The organism is Acidisoma sibiricum (genome assembly GCF_057837225.1).
In genome coordinates, this window is sequence record NZ_CM174445.1 from 2,211,186 (window position 1) to 2,230,860 (window position 19,675).

General features: G+C 63.1%; 19 protein-coding genes. 10 read left to right on the forward strand and 9 right to left on the reverse strand.

Annotated elements, in window-relative coordinates:
* Positions 1–6: 6 nt before the first annotated feature.
* Positions 7–1,440 carry an MATE family efflux transporter gene (locus tag AC3G7M_RS10475; RefSeq protein ID WP_489211782.1) on the reverse strand — a complete coding sequence of 478 codons (1,434 nt, stop codon included), beginning with the start codon at positions 1,438–1,440 and terminating at the stop codon, positions 7–9.
* Positions 1,441–1,650: 210 nt separating this feature from the next.
* Here AC3G7M_RS10475 and AC3G7M_RS10480 point away from each other — a divergent pair, with 210 nt between their 5' ends.
* Positions 1,651–2,574, forward strand: coding sequence for a DMT family transporter (locus tag AC3G7M_RS10480; protein WP_489211784.1), 924 nt, complete (start codon positions 1,651–1,653; stop codon positions 2,572–2,574).
* 10 nt (positions 2,575–2,584) lie between these two features.
* On the opposite strand, the gene AC3G7M_RS10485 is transcribed toward AC3G7M_RS10480, so the two are convergent.
* Entirely contained in the window at positions 2,585–4,000 is a 1,416-nt protein-coding gene (locus AC3G7M_RS10485) for a carbohydrate porin (RefSeq protein WP_489211786.1), read from the reverse strand.
* Positions 4,001–4,222: 222 nt separating this feature from the next.
* On the opposite strand from AC3G7M_RS10485, the gene guaB reads away from it, so the two are divergent.
* From guaB to AC3G7M_RS10515, 6 genes are all read left to right on the forward strand, one after another.
* The gene (gene guaB / locus AC3G7M_RS10490; RefSeq protein WP_489216027.1) at positions 4,223–5,725 is read left to right on the forward strand and encodes an IMP dehydrogenase; all 1,503 of its coding nucleotides are present in this window, start codon (positions 4,223–4,225) and stop codon (positions 5,723–5,725) included.
* 24 nt (positions 5,726–5,749) lie between these two features.
* Positions 5,750–7,036, forward strand: a complete 1,287-nt coding sequence (locus tag AC3G7M_RS10495) for an RsmB/NOP family class I SAM-dependent RNA methyltransferase (RefSeq protein WP_489211788.1) — start codon at positions 5,750–5,752, stop codon at positions 7,034–7,036.
* Entirely contained in the window at positions 7,033–7,566 is a 534-nt protein-coding gene (locus AC3G7M_RS10500; RefSeq protein ID WP_489211790.1) for a GNAT family N-acetyltransferase, read from the forward strand. Before AC3G7M_RS10495 ends, AC3G7M_RS10500 begins: the two co-directional genes overlap by 4 nt.
* Positions 7,567–7,721: 155 nt before the next feature.
* Entirely contained in the window at positions 7,722–9,290 is a 1,569-nt protein-coding gene (gene guaA / locus AC3G7M_RS10505) for a glutamine-hydrolyzing GMP synthase (RefSeq protein ID WP_489211792.1), read from the forward strand.
* 513 nt (positions 9,291–9,803) lie between these two features.
* Positions 9,804–10,496: a DUF5343 domain-containing protein gene (locus AC3G7M_RS10510; protein ID WP_489211793.1), complete on the forward strand. Its 693-nt coding sequence runs from the start codon at positions 9,804–9,806 to the stop codon at positions 10,494–10,496.
* Positions 10,493–11,086 carry a Swt1 family HEPN domain-containing protein gene (locus tag AC3G7M_RS10515; RefSeq protein ID WP_489211795.1) on the forward strand — a complete coding sequence of 198 codons (594 nt, stop codon included), beginning with the start codon at positions 10,493–10,495 and terminating at the stop codon, positions 11,084–11,086. Before AC3G7M_RS10510 ends, AC3G7M_RS10515 begins: the two co-directional genes overlap by 4 nt.
* A gap of 337 nt (positions 11,087–11,423) precedes the next feature.
* Here the strand turns inward: AC3G7M_RS10515 and AC3G7M_RS10520 are convergent, their stop codons facing one another.
* From AC3G7M_RS10520 to AC3G7M_RS10535, 4 genes are all read right to left on the reverse strand, one after another.
* Positions 11,424–12,263, reverse strand: a complete 840-nt coding sequence (locus AC3G7M_RS10520) for a protein NO VEIN domain-containing protein (protein ID WP_489211796.1) — start codon at positions 12,261–12,263, stop codon at positions 11,424–11,426.
* Positions 12,264–12,325: 62 nt separating this feature from the next.
* Entirely contained in the window at positions 12,326–12,748 is a 423-nt protein-coding gene (locus tag AC3G7M_RS10525; RefSeq protein WP_489211797.1) for a PIN domain-containing protein, read from the reverse strand.
* A complete protein-coding gene (locus tag AC3G7M_RS10530; RefSeq protein ID WP_489211798.1) occupies positions 12,748–13,047 on the reverse strand; it encodes a hypothetical protein in 300 nt (99 codons plus the stop codon). The genes AC3G7M_RS10525 and AC3G7M_RS10530 overlap by 1 nt, the downstream gene beginning before the upstream one ends.
* Before the next feature lie 357 nt (positions 13,048–13,404).
* Positions 13,405–14,313, reverse strand: a complete 909-nt coding sequence (locus AC3G7M_RS10535; RefSeq protein WP_489211800.1) for an AraC family transcriptional regulator — start codon at positions 14,311–14,313, stop codon at positions 13,405–13,407.
* 116 nt (positions 14,314–14,429) lie between these two features.
* Between AC3G7M_RS10535 and AC3G7M_RS10540 the strand changes: the two genes are divergently transcribed.
* Positions 14,430–15,548 (forward strand): zinc-binding alcohol dehydrogenase family protein, encoded by a 1,119-nt coding sequence (locus AC3G7M_RS10540; protein ID WP_489211801.1) that lies wholly within the window; start codon positions 14,430–14,432, stop codon positions 15,546–15,548.
* 23 nt (positions 15,549–15,571) lie between these two features.
* Positions 15,572–15,991 (forward strand): DUF3291 domain-containing protein, encoded by a 420-nt coding sequence (locus AC3G7M_RS10545; RefSeq protein WP_489211802.1) that lies wholly within the window; start codon positions 15,572–15,574, stop codon positions 15,989–15,991.
* A gap of 37 nt (positions 15,992–16,028) precedes the next feature.
* Here the strand turns inward: AC3G7M_RS10545 and AC3G7M_RS10550 are convergent, their stop codons facing one another.
* Positions 16,029–16,832, reverse strand: coding sequence for a DUF72 domain-containing protein (locus AC3G7M_RS10550; protein ID WP_489211803.1), 804 nt, complete (start codon positions 16,830–16,832; stop codon positions 16,029–16,031).
* Between the two features lie 146 nt (positions 16,833–16,978).
* On the opposite strand from AC3G7M_RS10550, the gene AC3G7M_RS10555 reads away from it, so the two are divergent.
* The gene (locus AC3G7M_RS10555) at positions 16,979–17,452 is read left to right on the forward strand and encodes a nuclear transport factor 2 family protein (protein WP_489211804.1); all 474 of its coding nucleotides are present in this window, start codon (positions 16,979–16,981) and stop codon (positions 17,450–17,452) included.
* 36 nt (positions 17,453–17,488) lie between these two features.
* Here AC3G7M_RS10555 and AC3G7M_RS10560 read toward each other — a convergent pair whose 3' ends face one another.
* Together AC3G7M_RS10560 and AC3G7M_RS10565 are read right to left on the reverse strand one after the other, a co-directional pair.
* Positions 17,489–19,180: a putative bifunctional diguanylate cyclase/phosphodiesterase gene (locus tag AC3G7M_RS10560; RefSeq protein WP_489211805.1), complete on the reverse strand. Its 1,692-nt coding sequence runs from the start codon at positions 19,178–19,180 to the stop codon at positions 17,489–17,491.
* Entirely contained in the window at positions 19,177–19,464 is a 288-nt protein-coding gene (locus AC3G7M_RS10565; protein WP_489211807.1) for a hypothetical protein, read from the reverse strand. Before AC3G7M_RS10565 ends, AC3G7M_RS10560 begins: the two co-directional genes overlap by 4 nt.
* Between the last annotated feature and the right edge of the window lie 211 nt (positions 19,465–19,675).

Consider the following 19,675-nt stretch of genomic DNA (forward strand, 5'->3'; position numbering starts at 1 on the left):
AGGTCGCTACTCGACTTCCAGATTGCTCGCGGCATTGCGTCCACCCGGGACGGCGATGATGGGTTCCGGCACGCGGCCCATCGTGTCCCTGTGCAGCCGATCGACTGTCCAGAAGGCGAGGATGATGGCGAGAAGGCCGAAGACGACCGACCCGGCGGCCTGGCCGACCAGCACGCCGAGCGGCCCGTATTGCGCGCCGATATGGACGAAGGGAATGGTGCCGAGCGTGGCGCGGCCCCAGTTCAGCACGGTCGCATAGCCCGGCCGGCCGAGATTGTTGAAGGCGGAATTGGCGACGAAGAGGCCGCCCATAAAGATCGCCGTGCCCGCGATCCAGGTGCAGAACAGATGCAGCAGAGCGGCCGCGACGCCATGGGACTGGAAGGCGAGCGCCAGCAGGTTCTGCACGCTGGCCAGCACCGCCCAGGCCACCGCCACGGCCACGATCATGAAGATGAGGCTGCTGCGCAGCGTCTCCCGCACCCGGTCCGTGCGCCCGGCGCCGAGATTCTGCGCCATGATCGGCCCGACCGCGCCGGTGAGGGCGAACAGCACGCCGAAGGCGACCGGCATGATGCGATCGATTGCCGCCTGGCCGGCGACGGCGGCGACGCCGAACCGCGCCATGGTATGGGTGACATAGGCAGAGCCGACCGGGGTCGCGAGATTGGTGAGGATGGCCGGGATGGCGACGCGGCTGACCTCGGTGAGATCGGCCCAGGCGCGCGCGAAATCCGGCCGGCCGAGCAGCCCCTGGCGACGGACGTAGTAAAGCCCAAGGCACCCCATCAGCCCGCGGGAGATGACGGTGCTGATGGCCGCCCCCTCCAGCCCCAGATGCAGGGCGAAGATGAAGACAGGGTCCATCACAGCGACGGCGATGGCGCCGAACAACGTGACGTTCATCGCCCGCCTGGCTGACCCTGCCGAGCGCAGCAGGGCGCCCGCGCACATGCCTAGAATCATCAGCGGCAAGGCCGGAGAGATGATCAGGAGATAAGTGGCGGCCATGGCCTTGGTTTCGCCCTCGGCATGCAGAAGATCGAGCAGGGGGTCGCGCGCGGCGGCCGTGAACAGGCCCAGGGCCAGGGTGATCACCGCCATGGCGATCAGGCTGGTGGTGGCGATGCGCGGGGCCGCACTGCCGCTGATACCGTCCGCCCGGCCGATGGCGGTGGAGAAGGCGGCGCCGATGCCGATGGTCAGCCCGATGCCGATGGAAATCTGGAAGAAGCCGATGGCGCCGGCAAAGCCCACGGCGGCGGCGATCGGCTTTTCCCCCAGGCGCGAAATATAGAAGAAATTGAGCAGATCGACCGCGAAGACGGCGATGATGCCGATGCCGCCCGTCAGCGCCATGACGGTGACATGACGCATGATCGAGCCGGTGAGGAAGCGGGCATGGCCATGCCCGGGCACAGCGGGAGGCGTTGTCGCCATCTCGGGTTTCCTCATCCTCTGTCGCGGCTGCTCCGCGGTGGAGATAGCGGGATGCGGTCCCTGCCGCCAGAGCGGGTCTCGCCGCGACGCGCGGCCGGCCAGGTGCGGCCGGCCAGGTGCGGCTGGCGCATGGTGATGATGTCCGTATGTGGCGAGCGTCGCGGCGTACTATCGGCCATGCTGGCGGCATCAGGATGCGGGGATAGGCAGATGCAGGCAGCGCCGGGAATGGGACCCAGGGAATGGGCTCTGCTGCTGTTGCTGTCTGTCCTGTGGGGCGGGTCTTTCCTCTTCATCAAGCTGGGCCTGCAGGAATTGCCGCCGCTGACCTTCGTCTTCGGCCGGGTGTTCCTGGCGGCCCTGGCCTTGGCTGCCTATCTGGCGATGCGCGGCATCCGCTTTCCCCGCGACCCTGCGGTCTGGCGCGCGTTCTTCGGCATGGGGCTGCTGAACAACCTCGTTCCCTTCACGCTGCTGTTCTGGGGCGAGACGCGGATCGGCGGTGGGCTAGCATCCATTCTCAACGCGACGACGCCCATTTTCTCCATCATCCTGGCCCATTGTCTGACGGCGGATGAGAAGATCACGCCGCGGAAGCTGGGCGGTATTCTGCTCGGCTTTGGCGGCGTCTTCGTTCTCATCGGCGGCGGCTTTCTGGCGCGCGCCGGCTTCGCCCTGCCGGCCATGCTGGCCTGCCTGGGTGCCGCATTCTCCTACGGTCTGGCGGGTGTTTTCGGGCGGCGCTTCCGCCGCCTGGGGGTGGCGCCGGCCATGGGCGCCTTCGGCCAGACGGTCGCGAGCAGCGTCATGATGCTGCCGATCGCCCTGGTATTCGACCAGCCCTGGCGGCTCGCGATGCCGGGTGCGGTCACCTGGGGCGCGCTGCTGGGTCTGGCCCTGGTCTGCACGGCTTTCGGCTATATCCTGTTCTTCCGCATTCTGGGGGCTGGCGGGGCGGTGAACAGTTCCCTCGTCACCTTGCTGGTGCCGGTCAGCGGCGTGCTGCTCAATGGCCTGTTTCTCGGCGAAAGGCTGGGGGTCGCGCAGTTCGCTGGCATGGCTTTGATCACCGGCGGATTGCTGGTCATCGATGGACGCCTCTTCACCCTCATATGGCGCCGCGCCGCCGCATGAAGGTAAATTCTCAGAATTCGACATGCGCCTTGAGGCCCAGCACGACCGCATTCGGGATATCGGTCTGGGCATTGGGATGGATGATGTATTGGAAGTCCGGCATCAGGTTGACGCCGCGATAGACATGGATGTCGTAATTGGCTTCCAGCACTTCCTCATTCGTCTGCACGGACGTCGCCGTCACCCCGGTATCGCTGTTCGTGTAGGGCAGGCCGAATTCCTGATCCAGCCGCTCGGCGCTGGTCAATTGACCGCTCACCGTCTGGTAGATGACCATCAGTCCGATCGCGTCCTCGGGCCGGGCATGCCAGAAGCCTTGGTCAACCACGCCGGCATAAAGCTCGTTATGATAGATCATGGTGCTTTGGTTATTATGGATGAAGCCGGCGAGACCGATGAGCCCGGCCTGATCACCCTTGCCCTGGCGGATCAGCATCTGGTCGGCTTCCGCCCAGAACTGCCAGCGGTCCCGCTTTTCAGGCCCGGTCTCACCCGCCGCCGCGCCCTCGAAGCTTGCGTAGGGCGCGCTGCTATAGGCGACACCCAGCTTGTAATGGCCGATGAGCCCCGCCGGACCGAAGGAGGGCTCCCAGGCGGCTTCGACCGGCACTTCGACGCCGTCATAGCGTGACGCGTCGATGTTCCAGCCTGAGCGGTCCTGCGGCACAGTGTACAGATAGGGATCGACCCCCCAGGCGCCGATCTGGATATAGGTGTGCGCCGTGGGTTTTACGCGGACGCGGCCGCCCAGCGTCGCATCCGGCCAGGCGGAGAAGCCGGCATTGGCGCCGGTGATGGATTTGGCATTGCCGCAGACGGCGTTCTGCATGAAGTCGCAGAACAGCGGTGAGGCCGCGAAATCCGAACCCACCGGCCAGTAGCCGGCGGCGATATCGAGATTGCCGCGGAGCAATGTTTCCTCGCCATACATATAGACGAGATGGAAGGCGACATTGCCGCCGGCGCCGTAGATCTCCTGCGCGGGCAGCAGATTGTCGCCGAAGGCCGCACTGGCATTGTTGCCGGCGCGGTTGACGGCCACGAAATGCGTCGCAAAGCCCTGGATGCCGGCAAGCTTCTGCCAGTCGATATCGATTTCCAGCGCCCGCTGATCGGCATAATCCAGCGCGCGGCGCGTGCCGCCTGAGACATTGCCCGCGGTCTCAGACGTATAATCGAGCAGGACATCGATGCCGAGCCGCCCGAGATCGGTGCGGATGCCGCCCCAGTCACCGAACAGGTGCTCGACCTGAGGGAAAGTGTCGGAGGGCGTGGGCACCGGGGCCGGCTGGGACAGTGTTTGGCTGGCGCCGATGGCCGCTCCACTGTTTGAGCTTTGCGCCCGCGCCGGGCCGCCAGGCAGACCGGCGATGAGACTGCCGAGAAGGAGGGCAAAGCCCCCGGTTGTCCAGATGCCGTTCCGCATGAGTCTCGGCCGCTCCTCTACCTTAACGCGACGTAACATTTTGGTAGGATGGATGCGGGTGCAACCCGTAGGCGGATCTGGAATGCGGGCACCGTGCCAGATCTGCCATGCGCAGGGTTTCCTTGCACCGCAGCACGCTGCGGAGTATGCGGCAGCGCCAAGGTTTCGCAGGGACAGTAGAGGCAGGCCATGGCATCCAGTGATTTGACCCCCGACAATTCGATGGAACAGGCACTCGACATTCGCCGGCAGGTCCTGACCCGCCCGCCCGTCGAGGAGGCGCTCGCTTTCGACGACGTGCTGCTGGTGCCCAACTATTCGCAAGTCTTGCCCAGCACCGTCAGCACCGCGACGCGCTTCACCAAAAACATCACCCTCAATATCCCCGTCGTCGCCGCCGCCATGGATACGGTGACGGAAAGTGCGATGGCCATCGCCATGGCGCAGCTCGGCGGCATGGGCGTGATCCATAAGAACCTCTCGATTGAGGAGCAGGCCGCCCAGGTGCGGCGGGTCAAGCGCTTCGAATCCGGCATGGTGGTGGACCCCGTGACCATCCATCCCGGTGCCACTCTGGCGGAAGCCCGCGCGCTGATGGCCGCCAACCGCATCAGCGGCATTCCGGTGGTGGAACAGGATACGCGCAAGCTGGTCGGCATTCTGACCAATCGCGATGTCCGTTTCGCGACCGACCCCGGCCAGCGCGTCTCCGAACTGATGACGCATGACCGGCTGGTGACCGTCGTCGAAGGGGCCAAGCCCGACGAGGCGCGCGGCCTGCTGCACAAGCACCGCATTGAAAAGCTGCTGGTGGTGGACGCGCAGTATCGCTGCGTCGGTCTCATCACCGTCAAGGACATGGACAAGGCCGAAGCCTATCCGCTGGCCAATAAGGACGATCTCGGCCGCCTGCGCGTGGCCGCCGCCACCGGCGTGGGTGCGGACGGCGAGGCGCGCGCGAAGGCGCTGATCGCGGCCGGTGTGGATGTCATCGTCGTCGATACCGCGCATGGCCATTCCCGCGGCGTGCTCAGCTCGGTCGAGATCATCAAGCGCTTTTCCAATTCGGTTGAGGTCGTGGCCGGCAATGTCGCGACCCCGGACGGCGCGGAAGCGCTGATCGACAGCGGCGCGGATGCGGTGAAGGTCGGCATCGGCCCGGGCAGCATCTGCACCACCCGCGTCGTCGCCGGTGTCGGCGTGCCGCAGTTCAGCGCCGTGCTGGAAACCGCCGCCGCCTGCCGCGCGCTGGGCGTGCCGGCGATTGCCGATGGTGGCATCCGGACCTCGGGCGATGTGGTGAAAGCCATCGCCGCCGGGGCCAGTGCCGTGATGATCGGCAGCCTGCTCGCCGGCACCGACGAAGCGCCGGGCGAGGTGTTTCTGTATCAGGGCCGCAGCTACAAGGCCTATCGCGGCATGGGCAGCATCGGCGCCATGGCCCGCGGCTCGGCCGACCGCTATTTCCAGCAGGACATCAAGGACCAGCTCAAGCTGGTGCCGGAAGGCATCGAAGGCCAGGTCGCCTATAAGGGCCCGATCTCGGCCGTGGTGCATCAGCTGGTGGGCGGACTTCGCGCCGGCATGGGCTATGCCGGCAGCCCGGATATCGAGGAGCTGCAGCGCAGCGCCCGCTTCCGCCGGGTGACCAATGCGGGCCTGCGTGAAAGCCACGTCCACGACGTGACGATCACGCGCGAAGCGCCCAATTACCGGCGCGATTGATCTTTATCTCATAGGCGGCCCGATTTGACCCCCAATGCCCGTTTCGAGGCCGCCATCGCGCTTGTCGATGCGATAGCGGCCGCACCCCGCAAACCTGCCGATGCGGTGGCGAATGATTTTTTCCGCAGCCGGCGCTATATCGGCAGCGGCGACCGCCGCGCGGTCTCGGACCAGGCCTGGTCCGTGCTGCGCCAGCATCGCCGCCTGACCTGGTGGATCGAGCGCGCCCAGGGCACACCCAGCGGCCGCCTGCTGGTGAGTGCGGCGGCCGTGCTGGGTGGCCAGATCTACGGCGATGTCTGCGCCATGTTCTCAGGCGGGCGCTATGGGCCGCAGCCGCTGGAGGCCGAGGAGGCGGAGATTCTGCGCCGCCTGAAGGATCATACGATCGCGCATCCGGCCATGCCGCCCGCCGTGCGGCTGGAAGTGCCGGACTGGATCTATCCGCTCCTGGAAGCCCGGTTCGGGCCGGAGACGGAGCGCGAGATGGCGGCCATGCTGACCCAGGCACCGCTGGACCTGCGCGTCAATTTCCTGAAGGGCACGCGCCAGCAGGCGATCGACGCCCTGGCGGCGGAAGGGATCATCGCCAAATCCGGGCGTCTGAGCCCCTGGAGCTTGCGCATTGAAGGCCGCCGTCCGGTGGTGACCGGCGAGGCCTTCCAGAGCGGCCTGGTCGAGATTCAGGACGAAGGCAGCCAGATCGTGGCGCTGCTGGCCGAGCCGCAGCCCGGCCAGCGCGTGCTGGACTATTGCGCCGGCGCCGGCGGCAAGACCCTGGCCATTGCCATGATGATGGAGAACAAGGGCCATATCCTGGCGGCCGATACCTCGGCCCCGCGTCTGGATGGCGCCGTGCGCCGCCTGCGCCGCGCGGGCGTGCATAATGTGGAGCAGCATCTGCTGACCGCCGCTGACGGCAAATGGGCCAAGCGCCGGCGCGAGACCTATGACCGCGTGCTGGTCGATGCGCCCTGCACGGGCACCGGCACCTGGCGCCGCAACCCCGATGCGCGGGGCAAGCTGACGCCGGAAGACCTGTCGGAACTCGTCGCCAAGCAGGCGACCATTCTGCAGGACGCCTCGCGCTTTCTGCGTCGCGGTGGGCGGCTGGTCTATGCGACCTGCTCGATCCTGCCGGCGGAGAATGAGGAACAGGTGCAGCGCTTTCTGGCCGCCAATCCCGATTTTGCGCCCGTGGCACCCGGCCGGCCAGAGGCCGCCCGGCTGGCGCGGGACGGCGTGGTGCAGCTGACCCCGGCCAAGCACGGCACGGACGGTTTCTTCGCCGCCCTGCTCGAACGGACATGACGCTGATCCGGCCCGCCCGGGTAACGGACGCGGCCGGAATTGCGGCGGTGCATGTCGCCGCCTGGCGCAGCGCCTATCCCGGCATGCTGCCGGATAGGACGCTGACCCATCTCTCGCCCGATCAGCAGGAGCTGTACTATTCCCGCCTGATCCGCACCGATCACATCGTCCATGTCGCCGTCGCGGGTGCGGAAGATCCACTGCCGCCCAAAGTGATCGGCTTTGTCACCGCAAGCCCCGTCCGGCAGGGCAGCATCGCCGATGGTGAGATCGAAACTCTCTATGTGCTGGATGATTTCCGCGAGCAGGGGGTCGGGCGGGCGCTGATGCGGGCGGCGGCCCGGGACCTGGCGGCGCGGGGCTGCGGCAGCCTCTTCGTGTGGGTGTTGAGCCAGAATCCCAGCCGCTGGTTCTATGAGCGCGTGGGCGGGGTTCGCGCCGTTGAAGGCATGGTGCGCGTGGGCGGAGAGACCCAGCCGCAGACGGCCTTCGTATGGGACCCGATCGAGCGGCTTTTGCTGCCGAATTAGAAAAGCGTGTTCTTTTTTATAAAAAAGAGCCAAAATTTTTCTATCTCAACGACGTTCCTTTTCTCCAGAAAAGGAACGGCCTTCCTGCTTCCCTTTGCTGGGAGGTTTGCGCGCGAATCGCTTGCCTCCCGCGGCGCAGAGGTTCATATCGCGACATGGCACAGATCACCGCAGACCGTATCCTCATCCTCGATTTCGGCAGCCAGTTCACGCAGCTGATCGCCCGCCGCGTGCGCGAAAGCGGCGTCTATTCCGAAATCTGGCCCTTCAACACTGATCCGCAGAAAATCGCCGATTACGCGCCGCGCGGCATTATCCTGTCCGGTGGCCCGGCTAGCGTGACGGAAGAAGTCTCGCCCCGCGTGCCGGAAATCGTCTTCGAGATGGGCGTGCCGGTGCTGGGCATCTGCTACGGCCAGCAGGCGATGTGCGCGCAGCTGGGCGGCCTGGTGGAAGGGCATGACCACCGGGAATTCGGCCGCGCCTATGTGGAGGTCACCGATAGCTGCGCGCTGTTCGACGGGATCGAGGGTGCCTGGACGATCGGCGCGCGCGAGCAGGTGTGGATGAGCCATGGCGACCGGGTGACGAAAATCCCGCCTGGCTTCCGCCCCGTCGGCACCAGCGACGGCTCGCCCTTTGCAGCGATTGCCGATGACGAGCGCCGCTTCTATGGCGTGCAGTTCCATCTGGAAGTGGCCCATACGCCGCATGGTGCGGCCATCATCCGCAACTTCACCCATGGCGTCGCGGGCTGCACCGGCGATTGGACCATGGCGAGTTTTCGGCAGACCCAGATCGACACCATCCGCAAGCAGGTGGGCGGCGGCCGGGTCATTTGCGGCCTGTCTGGTGGTGTCGATTCAGCGGTCGCCGCCGCGCTGATCCATGAGGCGATTGGCGACCAGCTCACCTGCATCTTCGTCGACCACGGCTTGCTGCGCGAGAACGAGGCCGATCAGGTGGTTGCCCTGTTCCGTGATCGTTTCAACATTAAGCTCATCCATCGCGATGCGTCCGAGATGTTTCTGGGCGCGCTGGAGGGCGTCGATGACCCCGAGCGCAAGCGCAAGATCATTGGTGGATTGTTCATCGATGTCTTCGAGCAAGAGGCCGCCAAGCTGGGCGGTGCCGACTTCCTGGCGCAGGGCACGCTATACCCGGATGTCATCGAAAGCGTGAGCTTTACGGGCGGCCCTTCCGTCACCATCAAGTCGCACCACAATGTCGGCGGGTTGCCCGCGCGCATGCGCATGAAGCTGGTGGAGCCGCTGCGCGAACTGTTCAAGGACGAAGTCCGCCTGCTGGGCCTGGAACTCGGCCTGCCGCATAGCATGGTTGGCCGCCATCCCTTCCCGGGGCCGGGTCTGGCCATTCGTATTCCGGGTGCCATTTCGCGCGAGAAGCTGTCCCTGCTGCGCCGCGCCGATGCGATTTTTCTGGAAGAGCTGCGGCTGAACAATCTGTATGACGCCATCTGGCAGGCTTTTGCCGTGCTGCTGCCTGTGCGCAGCGTCGGCGTGATGGGCGACGGCCGCACCTACGATCTCGCCTGTGCGCTGCGGGCGGTCACGAGCACCGACGGCATGACGGCCGATGTCTATCCGTTTGAGGTGTCGTTCCTCACCCGCGTTGCCAGTCGTATCGTCAACGAAGTCCGCGGCATCAACCGCGTGACCTACGACATCACGAGCAAGCCGCCTGGGACGATTGAGTGGGAGTGAGGGGCAGGTAAAGTCGAGGGCTTTAGAGAGAAATAGCGCAAAAATTATAGAGGGGTATGGGATAGTTCTTTGATTATCTGCCACCAATTCTCAATTGGATCGGTTATTTTCTAAGGCATTCTTTTTCAAAGGGCTGTGCCTGACGGCGCGAAATGGAACTGAGGATAGCAAAATATTTTGATAACGTTTTTACGATAGTCGTCTTGCTCCCAAAAGTGTCCTCAAAAAACTAGCGTCAAATCGAAACCTTAAGTCTGACGTCTTCGCGGCCATGGCCTGAGCAAAGCTCAGCTCAAGCAATGGAAGGACTCCAATTTCTGTTGTGGGCATGGTGGTTCCGAGAGCGCGATCACTGCATGCTAAGCGATCGCGGGTCCATGATCCAAGTGCCTTGTGATCGGATTGCCTAAGCTCTGCGTAAGCGGCGCATCCCCTTTCGGGACTGATTTGAATCACTACTTGCCATTGCTATACTTCTAGTACAACAATGGCAAATGCTGGGGGTGGGGGAACTTGGTATCTGGATCGGAAAGCGCAGCAGCGTCCTCATCCTCCGAAAAGTCGGCGCGTCGGAAGATTCCTGGAGGCCTTCCTTATACATCCAGCCCCGGTGTACTGAAACGCGTTCTGGAGAAAATCCCGACGTCGGAGAAGCCTAGCGTATTCAATACCGATTTTCTTGGGACTGTGATGGGGGCCTCTGGCGGTGCCGCTCGCCCAATTATCCCTATACTGAAGTCGACTGGCCTCCTAAATCAAAGCGGTGTGCCAACAGAACTCTACAGCCAGTTTCAGACCGAAGCTGGCAGGCCGGCAGCCGCGTTGCAGGCGCTCCGCAGCGGATTTGGCGAGATATTTCGGCGTAACCAATACGCACACCGAGCGGACGAGGCGACGCTGATTGACGTGATAGTGGCGATCACCGGACTGCCGAAAAAAGAGAGCATCGTTCGCTACATTTTGGCGACCTTTCAGGCTTTTCAAGAAACGGCCAAGTCAGCGCGTGAGGACGTACCCTCCTCGGCTCAAACGACCGATAGTGCGCAAACCGACGAACCCCCGTCACGGGTCGAAGAGAAAAACGGCCTCCGCGCCACTGCTGGGCTTCACCTTGCCTATAACATCAACGTCGTTCTGCCTGAGACCACGAATGTCGAGGTTTACAACGCCATATTCCGAAGCCTTAAGGCCAACCTCCTCGCATGAGTGAGCACACCATTGAGTTGTTCCTGCTCAAGTGTGCCGTAATTGAGACGGCCCTTAGGGCGAATTTGACTGAGTATAATACTGAACGTTCGAGCCTTCCCAGTGTGCTAGACGACGAAAATCTAGAGCCATTCATCAAGCAGTTCGATCTATCCAATCGCAAGAATGCCGCGCGTATGTCCCGATATTACGAGATCTTCTACCTTCTGGAGAACGATATCCGTCGCTTGATCGTCGAAACGATGGAGGCGGCACATGGTGCGAAGTGGTGGGACACGCACGTTCCGACAGGTGTGCTTGAGGAGGCGCGTAAGAATCGTAGCCGCGAGGCTCAGGCTGGCGTATCGGTGCGTTCTGAAGACGATATTGACTACACCACCTTCGGTCAGCTTGGCGATATCATCCGGGATAACTGGTCTGATTTCGCAGGCATGCTGAGCAACCAGTCTGCGGTCTCCAGAGTGCTGTCAGCGTTAAACATGCTGCGCGGAACCATCGCACACTGCGGCGTGCTGGCAGAGGACGAAGTCGACCGTCTAAAGCTTGCTATTCGCGACTGGTTCAGAGTCTTAGAGGGCCCGAAGAGCTAAGAATCGACTACCATCGATTGGCCGAATTGATTGCGAGGCGATTGAGCGCTAAACCCTTGGTTATAGAGTTCTCTCAGTTTATCATCTGTGGCGCTGACGGTAGTTATGGGTCACGTCGGTCGAGCGGTCCAAATAGTGGATCGTAAGAAATTTGCCGTTGACATCGATAGCCGCGAAGGCGAGTAATTTTTGAGCGGCTAAATTCTTTTTTGAAATCAAGAGCCGCGCCCATCGGATGGTCTGGATGACGGAAGATTTCCGAGAGAAGGAAGTTTTCATTATATAAAGCAGTTCGTCAGATCCGACCCTGAAGATAGAGTGGGAGTGAGGGGACAACCTACAACACAGTTGCTTGATAGGTTGTAGCGATGAGCGAGAGATGCGCTTGCAGGGGTGGGCGTATCTCGAACGCTCTCGGCGTTCTGGAGAAATTCCACAACCGGACTAGCGCCCAGTCATCATGAAATTGTTGGGAAGCATTGACTTCGTTGCGCGTCAAATAAAAAGGCGTCCTGTCCCAACCATTCGTAGTTTTGACCTCGATGAGGCGCTCTCGCCCATCGGCGGTGAAACTTCGAATATCGTATCCTGCGCCGTCACCATCGACTTCTGCGACCCATCTGATTTCGCGGGCCAAATCCGGTCTTCCCTCACCACGAAGAACGGCATCTTCGTGTGTCAGGATCATTTCTTCACCTAAGCGGCCAAGCGCCCTATTTCGCGCATCACGCGCCGCTACGTCGAATTTTTGTGCGATCAGTGACATCCGCTCCAGCTCGTTAGGCGGGAGTTGATTGCTCTGGGTCGGCGGCGGCCCGATCCACAGCGTTCGTTCTTCCTCAAGGTAGTAACCACGAGTAGATGTATGGCGCACGGGCACACGCGCTATCCATTCACCATGCGAGTCCAACCATCGCACTACGGCGTCCACAAGGGAGCTTTGAAAATTGAATGCAGGCTTGTAGCCAAGAAGCCAGTCTTCACCGAGCCCTTTCAGCACAGCGCTGATGTTTTGATTTTTGAACTCGATTGATCCATGTGTGCGTTTGATCTGAGTTTGTAGAGTGCGATTGCGGAGTGCTTTGTTGTATGTTTGCCCTGCAAGATCAAGTGCAAGCATTTCGAAGTAATTCGCGACGACTATGTCGTTTTCTATATCCGTCCAATCAACGGGCATTTGAGGCCGCTATTGTTTGTGTTGGAGCAATTGACCGCACCGACCTGATGTTACCATGCTACTCACTCCCGCATCGGGTTGATGATCTCGATTCCCGCAAAATCTCTCGCGTTGTCGGTCACGACAATACAGTTTTCGGCCTCTGCAATGGCCGCGATGATCATATCGAGGCTGTTGCGCGGTCGGCCAGCCGCTTTTCCGTCAGCCATCAGCCTTGCCCAAATAAGGCCGGCCTGTGCGTCAAAAGGGAGAATGCGGCCTGCGAACAGCGCCTGCGGCCCATGCGGACCGCTGAACCAAGCGTCGAGTTGGTCACGTCGCTTGCCGGGCGGTTTCTCCAGCACGCCGCGGCGGATTTCTGCCAGTGTCAGAGACGTTATAAACAGGTCCTCATCCGACTGCTCGGCCATCCAGGCGATCAGAGCATCAGATGGCACCGGCTTAGTGAAATTGCTGACGATGTTCGTGTCAAGCAAGTAACGCATCAGATATCGACCTGGCGCCCGTCCTCATGCGGGCGGGACAGGTCGAGTTCGGAGCCGATGAGCGGTGACGCCATCAGGGCCCGCAGGATGCCGCCTTTCTGCGGCGTCTCGCCGGTGATGGTCTGAGTGACCATCGTGCGGAGGCGGGACGCTTCAGCATTATCCTCGGCCAGACGGCGCGCCAGCGACCGGATGAGGTCCCGGTCCGCTTCGCGTCCCAAAACCTCGAACCGCGCCAATCCGCGCGCGGTCAGTCGAGATCTGTAACTTTGGATCGCCCGCTTCTGTGCATTGCTCATGCAGACCTCAGCTTATATCCAGTAATATAGCCGCGCGCCTCAGCTCATTCAACGGCAAAGCCCATGCTGCTCTGTGACCCGGGCCATACCTCTCATTGAAGGTAATTGAAATTTACCTTACTTTCAGCAACTGGCGTATGGAGGGTGTGATGGCGTCGCTCGTGGTGAGAGTAAAAGGCCAAATCACGCTCAAGCGGGACTTGCTGATCGTGGTGTAGCTGCTGGCGCAGGAGGGTGAGCCGACGCAGTTGCTGGCGTAGATTTCGCCGGAGGGCAATCCGACGTGGACGGCGGCGCGGCCTCGCCATTGCCGCCGGGAGCGATAGACGCCGGCCGCGGATTGGGCCGCCAGAGCGCCTAGCCCGCGCTTGCCTTCGCAAACTGCCGGGGCGAATAGCCCATCACGCGTTTGAAGGCGGCGCCGAAGGCGCTTTCGGATTCGTAGCCGACGGTGGGCGCCACCAGCACGATCGGCATGCCGCCATTGGCGAGACGGTCGGAGGCGACCATCATCCGCCAGCGGGTGAGGTAATCCATCGCCGGCTCGCCCACCGTTTCCTTGAAGCGCAGCGCGAAGCTTGAGCGTGACATGCCGGCGACCCGCGCCAGCGCCTCCAGCGTCCATTTGCGCCCTGGCTCGGCATGCATGGCCGTGATCACCGCGCTCATCTGCTTATCGGCCAGGGCGAAGAGCCAACCGGTGCTGTGCGGCGCATGTTCCGCCAGATGCAGACGCAACGCTTCCACCAGCAGGGCCTGCGCCAGATGTTCGGCGATCAGCGCGCTGCCGGGCTGCGGCTCGCGCAATTCGCGCATCAGCCGGTCGATCGACCAGCGCAAGCCAGCCTTATTGGCTTCGGCGCGAATATGCACGATCGGCGGCAGCATGCCGAGGAGCAGCTCGGCATGCATGCCCTCGAAGCCGAAATAGCCGCCGACGCCCGCGACGTCGCCGCCACCATTCAGCACCCCCGTCTCGCCCGCCGGGATTGCGGGGAAGAAGCGGAAGGCGTCGATCGGCGGCGCGTCGGCCGCGCTATACAGCCGATAGGCACGGCCGCCCGGTATCAGCACGAAATCACCCGCTTCGAGCCGCATCGGCGCGGCCGCCTCCATCGCGAGCCAGCAGGCGCCGGACTGGATCGCATAGCATTTGACGCCGTCATCGCGCGCGAAGGCGAGCAGCCAATCGCCGCCGGCATCGAGGCCGCGGAACCCGTAGCTGTTCGGGCGGAGTAGCGAGAGGATGTCGGACAGGGGGTCCATACGCGTTCCTGGACGATTGCGATGTAATTACGGACACTAGAGCATGGAGCGTCCAGCATCCATCCCTTACTTCTGATGGGGACATCAAGACCCACACCCCATCAGGAGTGACCATCATGCAAGAGAACACAGCCCTTTGGCTTCATGCCAAGCGCGCGCCCTTCACCCTCGGCGTCGCCCCGTATACCGCGCCGGGCGCGGGCGAGATCGTCATCCGCACCCGCGCCGTCGCCGTTAACCCGATGGACCGGCTGCAGCAGACCATGGGCGATATCTTCACGCCCTGGATCACGTATCCTTTCGTGGTCGGGTCCGACGTGGCCGGCGACGTGGTCGAGGTCGGCAGCGGCGTCACGCGCCTGGCGGTCGGCGACCGCGTCGTCGGCTATGCCGCGGGCTCGGACAAGCAGCGCAACCGTGCGGCCGAGGGCGGCTTTCAGGACTATGTCGTGCTCCTCGCTCATATGGTGTCGCCCATCCCCCAGACCCTGTCCTTCACGGATGCGGCCGTTCTGCCGCTGGGCCTGTCGACCGCCGCCTGCGGCCTGTTCCAGAAAGATTTTCTGGCGATGCAGGCGCCGAGCGCGAGCCCAAGCCCGGCCGGCCAGACGCTGCTGGTCTGGGGCGGATCGACCAGTGTCGGCAGCAATGCCATTCAGCTCGCCGTGGCCGCCGGCTATGACGTGATCACCACGGTCTCGCCACGAAACTTCGACTATGTGAAGCGGCTCGGCGCGCGGGCGGCCTTCGACTACCGGTCCAAGACGGTCGTGGCCGATATCATCCGCGACCTGCGCGGGCGTGAGGTCGCCGGCGCCCTGGCGATCGGCGCCGGTTCGACGGCGGCGTGCATCGACATTCTGGGTGCCAGCCAGGGCCGCCGCTTCGTCGCCATGGCGACGCCGCCGACCTCCTTCGATGCCGTGCCCGCCGGGCGTGGACGGCTGCGCCACCTGATGCCGGCGATCGCCCGCATGCTCGCCGGCACGCTGGCGCAGAGGCTGAAAGCGCGCCGGCGCGGCGTCGCCACCAAGATGATCTGGGGCAGCGCGCTGATCGGCAATGCGGTCGGCCCGATGATCTTCGAGACTTTCCTGCCGGCGGCGCTCGCCGAGGGGCGGTTCGTCGCGGCCCCAAGTGCGACGGTGGTCGGGCAGGGCCTTTCGCAGATTCCCGCAGCGCTGGAGCGCCAGCGTCTGGGCGTCTCCGCCGCCAAGCTGGTGGTGACGCTGTGACGCCCGCGGCGCCAGAGCCCGTCATGAGCCTGGCCAGCGTGACGCGCTTTCGGCTGCGGGCCATCCGCTTCCTGCCCTTCTTCGTGCTGCACGCGAACCGGACGATCGCGCAGATCCGCAAGTCGGATGGTTTCCTGGCCGGCACCGTACAGCGCGAGGCCGGCCTGGTGTTCTGGACCCTGACGGTCTGGCGGGACGCGCATGCGATGCGGGCCTATGGCGCCAGTGGGGCGCATCGCAAGGCGATGCCGCATCTGGCCGAATGGGGTGACGAGGCGAGTGTCGCGCATTGGCAGCAGCCGGGCACTGGCCTGCCCGACTGGCCGGACGTGGTGCGGCGCTTGCGCACGGAGGGGCGGCCGCTGGCATTGCGCCACCCGGGGCCTCGTCACAGCGACCAAAGCTACTACGACCCGCAGATGACGGGCGGGATGCGGCTGTGACCCTGCAAGGATCGCTGCAGACGGGGCGGCGACTGGTCTAGACGCGGGCGATCAGCGCCTGGGCCGCGGCGGGGTTGAGGACCTTGTGGCCGCTGATGACATAGAGAAAGACGTCGCGCACCTGGCCATCCGGCTTGGCGGGGTCCGCGTATTGCAGATCTTTCGGCATCTCTCCGCCGGCCCATTGCCTGGCCCGGCCGGCCCAAAGGTCGAGCGACTGTTCGGCATAGCCGAGCGGGTGCGCTTCTGTGGTGCCCATGATGCGGACATAGACGAAGGGGGCGGTGACATCGGCAATCTGCGGAAAGTCCGAATCCCCTGCGATCACGCCCGCCACGTCATAGTGGCGCAGCAGGGCGACGAAATCCGGGTTGCGGAAGCTCTCATGCCGGACTTCCACCGCATGGCGGAGGGCGCGACCCTCCACGCTTTTGGGCAGCAGTTTGAGGAAGGCCTCGAAATCGGCGGGGTCGAATTGCTTGGTCGCCATGAACTGCCAATTGATCGGCCCGAGTTTGTCTTTCAGCTCCAGCAGGCCGCTGGTGAGGAACCGCTCGACCGACTCCCCGGCCTCCGCCAGCACACGGCGGTTGGTGCAATAGCGCGAGGCTTTGAGGGAGAAGACGAAATCATCCGGCGTCTCGTCATGCCATTTGCGGAAGCTTTCCGGTTTCTGCGAACCGTAATAGGTGCCGTTGATCTCGATGGTGGTGAGCAGGCTCGCGGCATGCGCCAATTCCCGCTTCTGCGGCAGTTTGTCCGGGTAGAAAGGGCCGCGCCAGGGCTCATAGGTCCAGCCGCCGACGCCGATCCGAATGGCGCCGCTCGTTTTGTCAGCCATGGCCGCTCGCTCCACTAGGGTGACGTGTTCATAGACCAGGGTGCGGCTTGCGGGCGAGGCTTGGTCCGCGGACCTCATCTGTTCCGGCAGCGCTTGCGGGAATGCGCGCCTGCCGCTTGGATGGCATTCTCTGTGGAGGAATGACGATGGACGCCGAACGCCCGCCGCTGCCGCCTTTTCTTACGCTGGAGGACGCGGCCCGCAAGGCCCGCGGGGCGGAAGACGCCTGGAACAGCCGTGACCCGGCCCGGGTCGCGCTCGCCTATACGGCGGACAGCCGGTGGCGCAACCGGGGCGAATTCATCACCGGCCGGGCGGAGATCGAGGCTTTCCTGACCCGCAAATGGAACAAGGAGCTGGAGTACCGGCTGATCAAGGAGGTCTGGGCCTTTACCGGTCATCGCATCGCGGTGCGCTTCGCCTATGAATGGCATGACGATAGCGGTACCTGGTTCCGGTCCTATGGCAACGAGAACTGGGCCTTCGACGCGCGGGGCTTGATGGAGCATCGCTTCGCCAGCATCAACGATCTGCCGATCCGCGAGGCTGACCGGCTGTTTCATTGGCCGCTGGGCCGGCGGCCCGATGACCATGCCGGCCTGTCCGATCTCGGTCTTTGACGGAACGCCGCGCGCCGCGGCCGCGCGGCGCCCGCTTCAGCGACCGGCCGCGCGGCGGCTGACGGATTGTCGCGCCAGGGCCGCGAAATCCGCCACCGGCATGGGGCGGGCATACCAGAAGCCCTGGACGTCATCGCAGCCGAGATGGCGCAGCACCTCAGCCTGATCGGGCCGTTCCACGCCCTCAGCGGTCACCGCCACGCCGAGGGCACGGGCCAGCGCGATGATCGCCGCGACGATTTTGGTGGAGCGGTCACAGGCATCGCCGCCAAGCGCGCCGATGAAGCTTGACGCGATTTTCAGCCGGTTGACCGACATGTCGCGCAGCCGGGCCAGATTGGAATAGCCGGTGCCGAAATCATCGACGGCGATTTCGACGTTGTTTTGGGCCATTGCTTCGATGAATTCATCGACCTGCGCCTGGCTCCGCATGAGAGCGGATTCCGTGATCTCGATCTCCAGCCTGTAGCCATGCGCGCGGATGGCCTGGGCTGCCGCCAGCACCGGCCGCAGCACGGCCCCATTGAGCTGGCTGACCGAGAGATTGACGGCGATACGAAAGTCGGCCGGCAAAAGACCTGCCAAAGTGGTTGTGATGTCGGCGGTCACCTGGCGAAAGGCCCAGTCGCTGAGGCTGACGATAAGGCCGGATTGTTCGGCAATGGGGATAAAGGTCGCCGGAGAAATGGCACCAGTTAGCGGGATTGTGCAGCGCATCAGCACTTCCACACCGACGATATCGCCGCTCTCCAAATTGAACTGTGGCTGCCAAGCCAGCCAGAAGTCGCCATTGTCATGGGCGTGGCGCAGCATGTTCTGCAGCTTCACCTGCTGCGTCGCCTCGTCCTCCATGCCTGGCTCATAGAAACGCACCTGTTCGCGGCCGGAATCCTTGGACCGGTACATGGCGAGGTCCGCATGGCCGAGCAGGTTTTCGGCCGTATCGGCGTCTGCCGGATAGCGCGCGATACCGACACTCGCCGTCACGAACACCTCGTGCCCGTCGACCGATACATGGCCGCTGACGGTATGGAACAGCGTGCGGACGATGGCGTCGAGTTCACCATCGGTCGTGTAATCGGAGAAGATGGCCACGAACTCGTCACCGCCAAAGCGGCAGACGACATCCTCGGGACGCCGGCCGGCCTCCATGCGGCGGGCAATGTCAGCCAGCACCTTGTCACCGGTGCCGTGGCCGAGTGCATCATTGATGTTCTTGAAATTATCGAGGTCGATGAAGGCGACCGCAAAAGTTGTTCCGGCTTTGCCGTGGCGTTTGATCAGTTGATCCAGGCGGGATTGCAAAAAGATGCGATTGGGCAGGGTGGTGAGCTGGTCATAATTGGCCAGACGGTGTTCGCGCTTGAACAGCGTTTCGAGAACCGAATTGCGTGAGACGATGCCGCAAAACTGGCCATTCTGGTCACAGACGCCGAGGCGATCGGCGCGTTCGCCTTCCAGCAGAAGAACCGCGTCTTCGAGCAGATCATGCGAGTTGAGCAAGGGAGGCTGCCGGCGGCCGATCAGGTCGGCGAAGATCCGGTTGGGAAACAGCGCTGCCTCCCGCGTACTGACAATACCGCGAAAGGCGCATTCCTCGGAAAAGACCGCGAATGCCTCTATGTGATTGATATCGCATCTATCTGCAATATCTCGCAGCCGCTGAATGTCCTGCACGTACAGCGCATTTCGGCTCAGCGCGTGATGAACGCGGAGGACCGTGTTCATCGTTCATCCGAATCAATGGTAAGCTCAACATCGAGGTGAAGATGCAGGATTTCCTCAGCCCCCATCAGCGGCTTGATCTCCCTCAACACAAATCCGACGATGACTTCGGTCGGTATTTTCCGCAATATGGAGGAGCGGATCAGCACGTCACTGATGATGTCATCCTCGATCGGCACATGCTGATAGGAGGTGGAGGAGAGTAGGCTGAGCGCCTTGCTGACGGCGATATGCCCGATCGGGGACTGATTGCCGAGAACGAGGCCATCTTCAATCGGCGGCAGCACGAATTCTTTGATCCGGGCACGCAGATGGTGCTGGTGGCGGTGGGCTATCATGCGATCGGAAGCGCTCGCTGGTTCCCTGCTATATGGCTCAGACTGCGTCGCGGGGGAGGGGGAGTTAGTGGGGCGCATGCAAAGCCGATGACCGGTCCCATTAAGCGACATTTCAGTTCTGCGCTCCATGGAACAGAGCACTTAGTTGACGGGACCCTAT

Coding starts and splice junctions, on each gene's coding strand:
- AC3G7M_RS10475 (WP_489211782.1), bottom strand. CDS start 1,440: ATGGCGACAACGCCTCCCGCTGTGCCCGGGCATGGCCATGCCCGCTTC.
- AC3G7M_RS10480 (WP_489211784.1), top strand. CDS start 1,651: ATGCAGGCAGCGCCGGGAATGGGACCCAGGGAATGGGCTCTGCTGCTG.
- AC3G7M_RS10485 (WP_489211786.1), bottom strand. CDS start 4,000: ATGCGGAACGGCATCTGGACAACCGGGGGCTTTGCCCTCCTTCTCGGC.
- guaB (WP_489216027.1), top strand. CDS start 4,223: ATGGAACAGGCACTCGACATTCGCCGGCAGGTCCTGACCCGCCCGCCC.
- AC3G7M_RS10500 (WP_489211790.1), top strand. CDS start 7,033: ATGACGCTGATCCGGCCCGCCCGGGTAACGGACGCGGCCGGAATTGCG.
- guaA (WP_489211792.1), top strand. CDS start 7,722: ATGGCACAGATCACCGCAGACCGTATCCTCATCCTCGATTTCGGCAGC.
- AC3G7M_RS10515 (WP_489211795.1), top strand. CDS start 10,493: ATGAGTGAGCACACCATTGAGTTGTTCCTGCTCAAGTGTGCCGTAATT.
- AC3G7M_RS10520 (WP_489211796.1), bottom strand. CDS start 12,263: ATGCCCGTTGATTGGACGGATATAGAAAACGACATAGTCGTCGCGAAT.
- AC3G7M_RS10525 (WP_489211797.1), bottom strand. CDS start 12,748: ATGCGTTACTTGCTTGACACGAACATCGTCAGCAATTTCACTAAGCCG.
- AC3G7M_RS10530 (WP_489211798.1), bottom strand. CDS start 13,047: ATGAGCAATGCACAGAAGCGGGCGATCCAAAGTTACAGATCTCGACTG.
- AC3G7M_RS10535 (WP_489211800.1), bottom strand. CDS start 14,313: ATGGACCCCCTGTCCGACATCCTCTCGCTACTCCGCCCGAACAGCTAC.
- AC3G7M_RS10540 (WP_489211801.1), top strand. CDS start 14,430: ATGCAAGAGAACACAGCCCTTTGGCTTCATGCCAAGCGCGCGCCCTTC.
- AC3G7M_RS10545 (WP_489211802.1), top strand. CDS start 15,572: ATGAGCCTGGCCAGCGTGACGCGCTTTCGGCTGCGGGCCATCCGCTTC.
- AC3G7M_RS10550 (WP_489211803.1), bottom strand. CDS start 16,832: ATGGCTGACAAAACGAGCGGCGCCATTCGGATCGGCGTCGGCGGCTGG.
- AC3G7M_RS10555 (WP_489211804.1), top strand. CDS start 16,979: ATGGACGCCGAACGCCCGCCGCTGCCGCCTTTTCTTACGCTGGAGGAC.
- AC3G7M_RS10560 (WP_489211805.1), bottom strand. CDS start 19,180: ATGAACACGGTCCTCCGCGTTCATCACGCGCTGAGCCGAAATGCGCTG.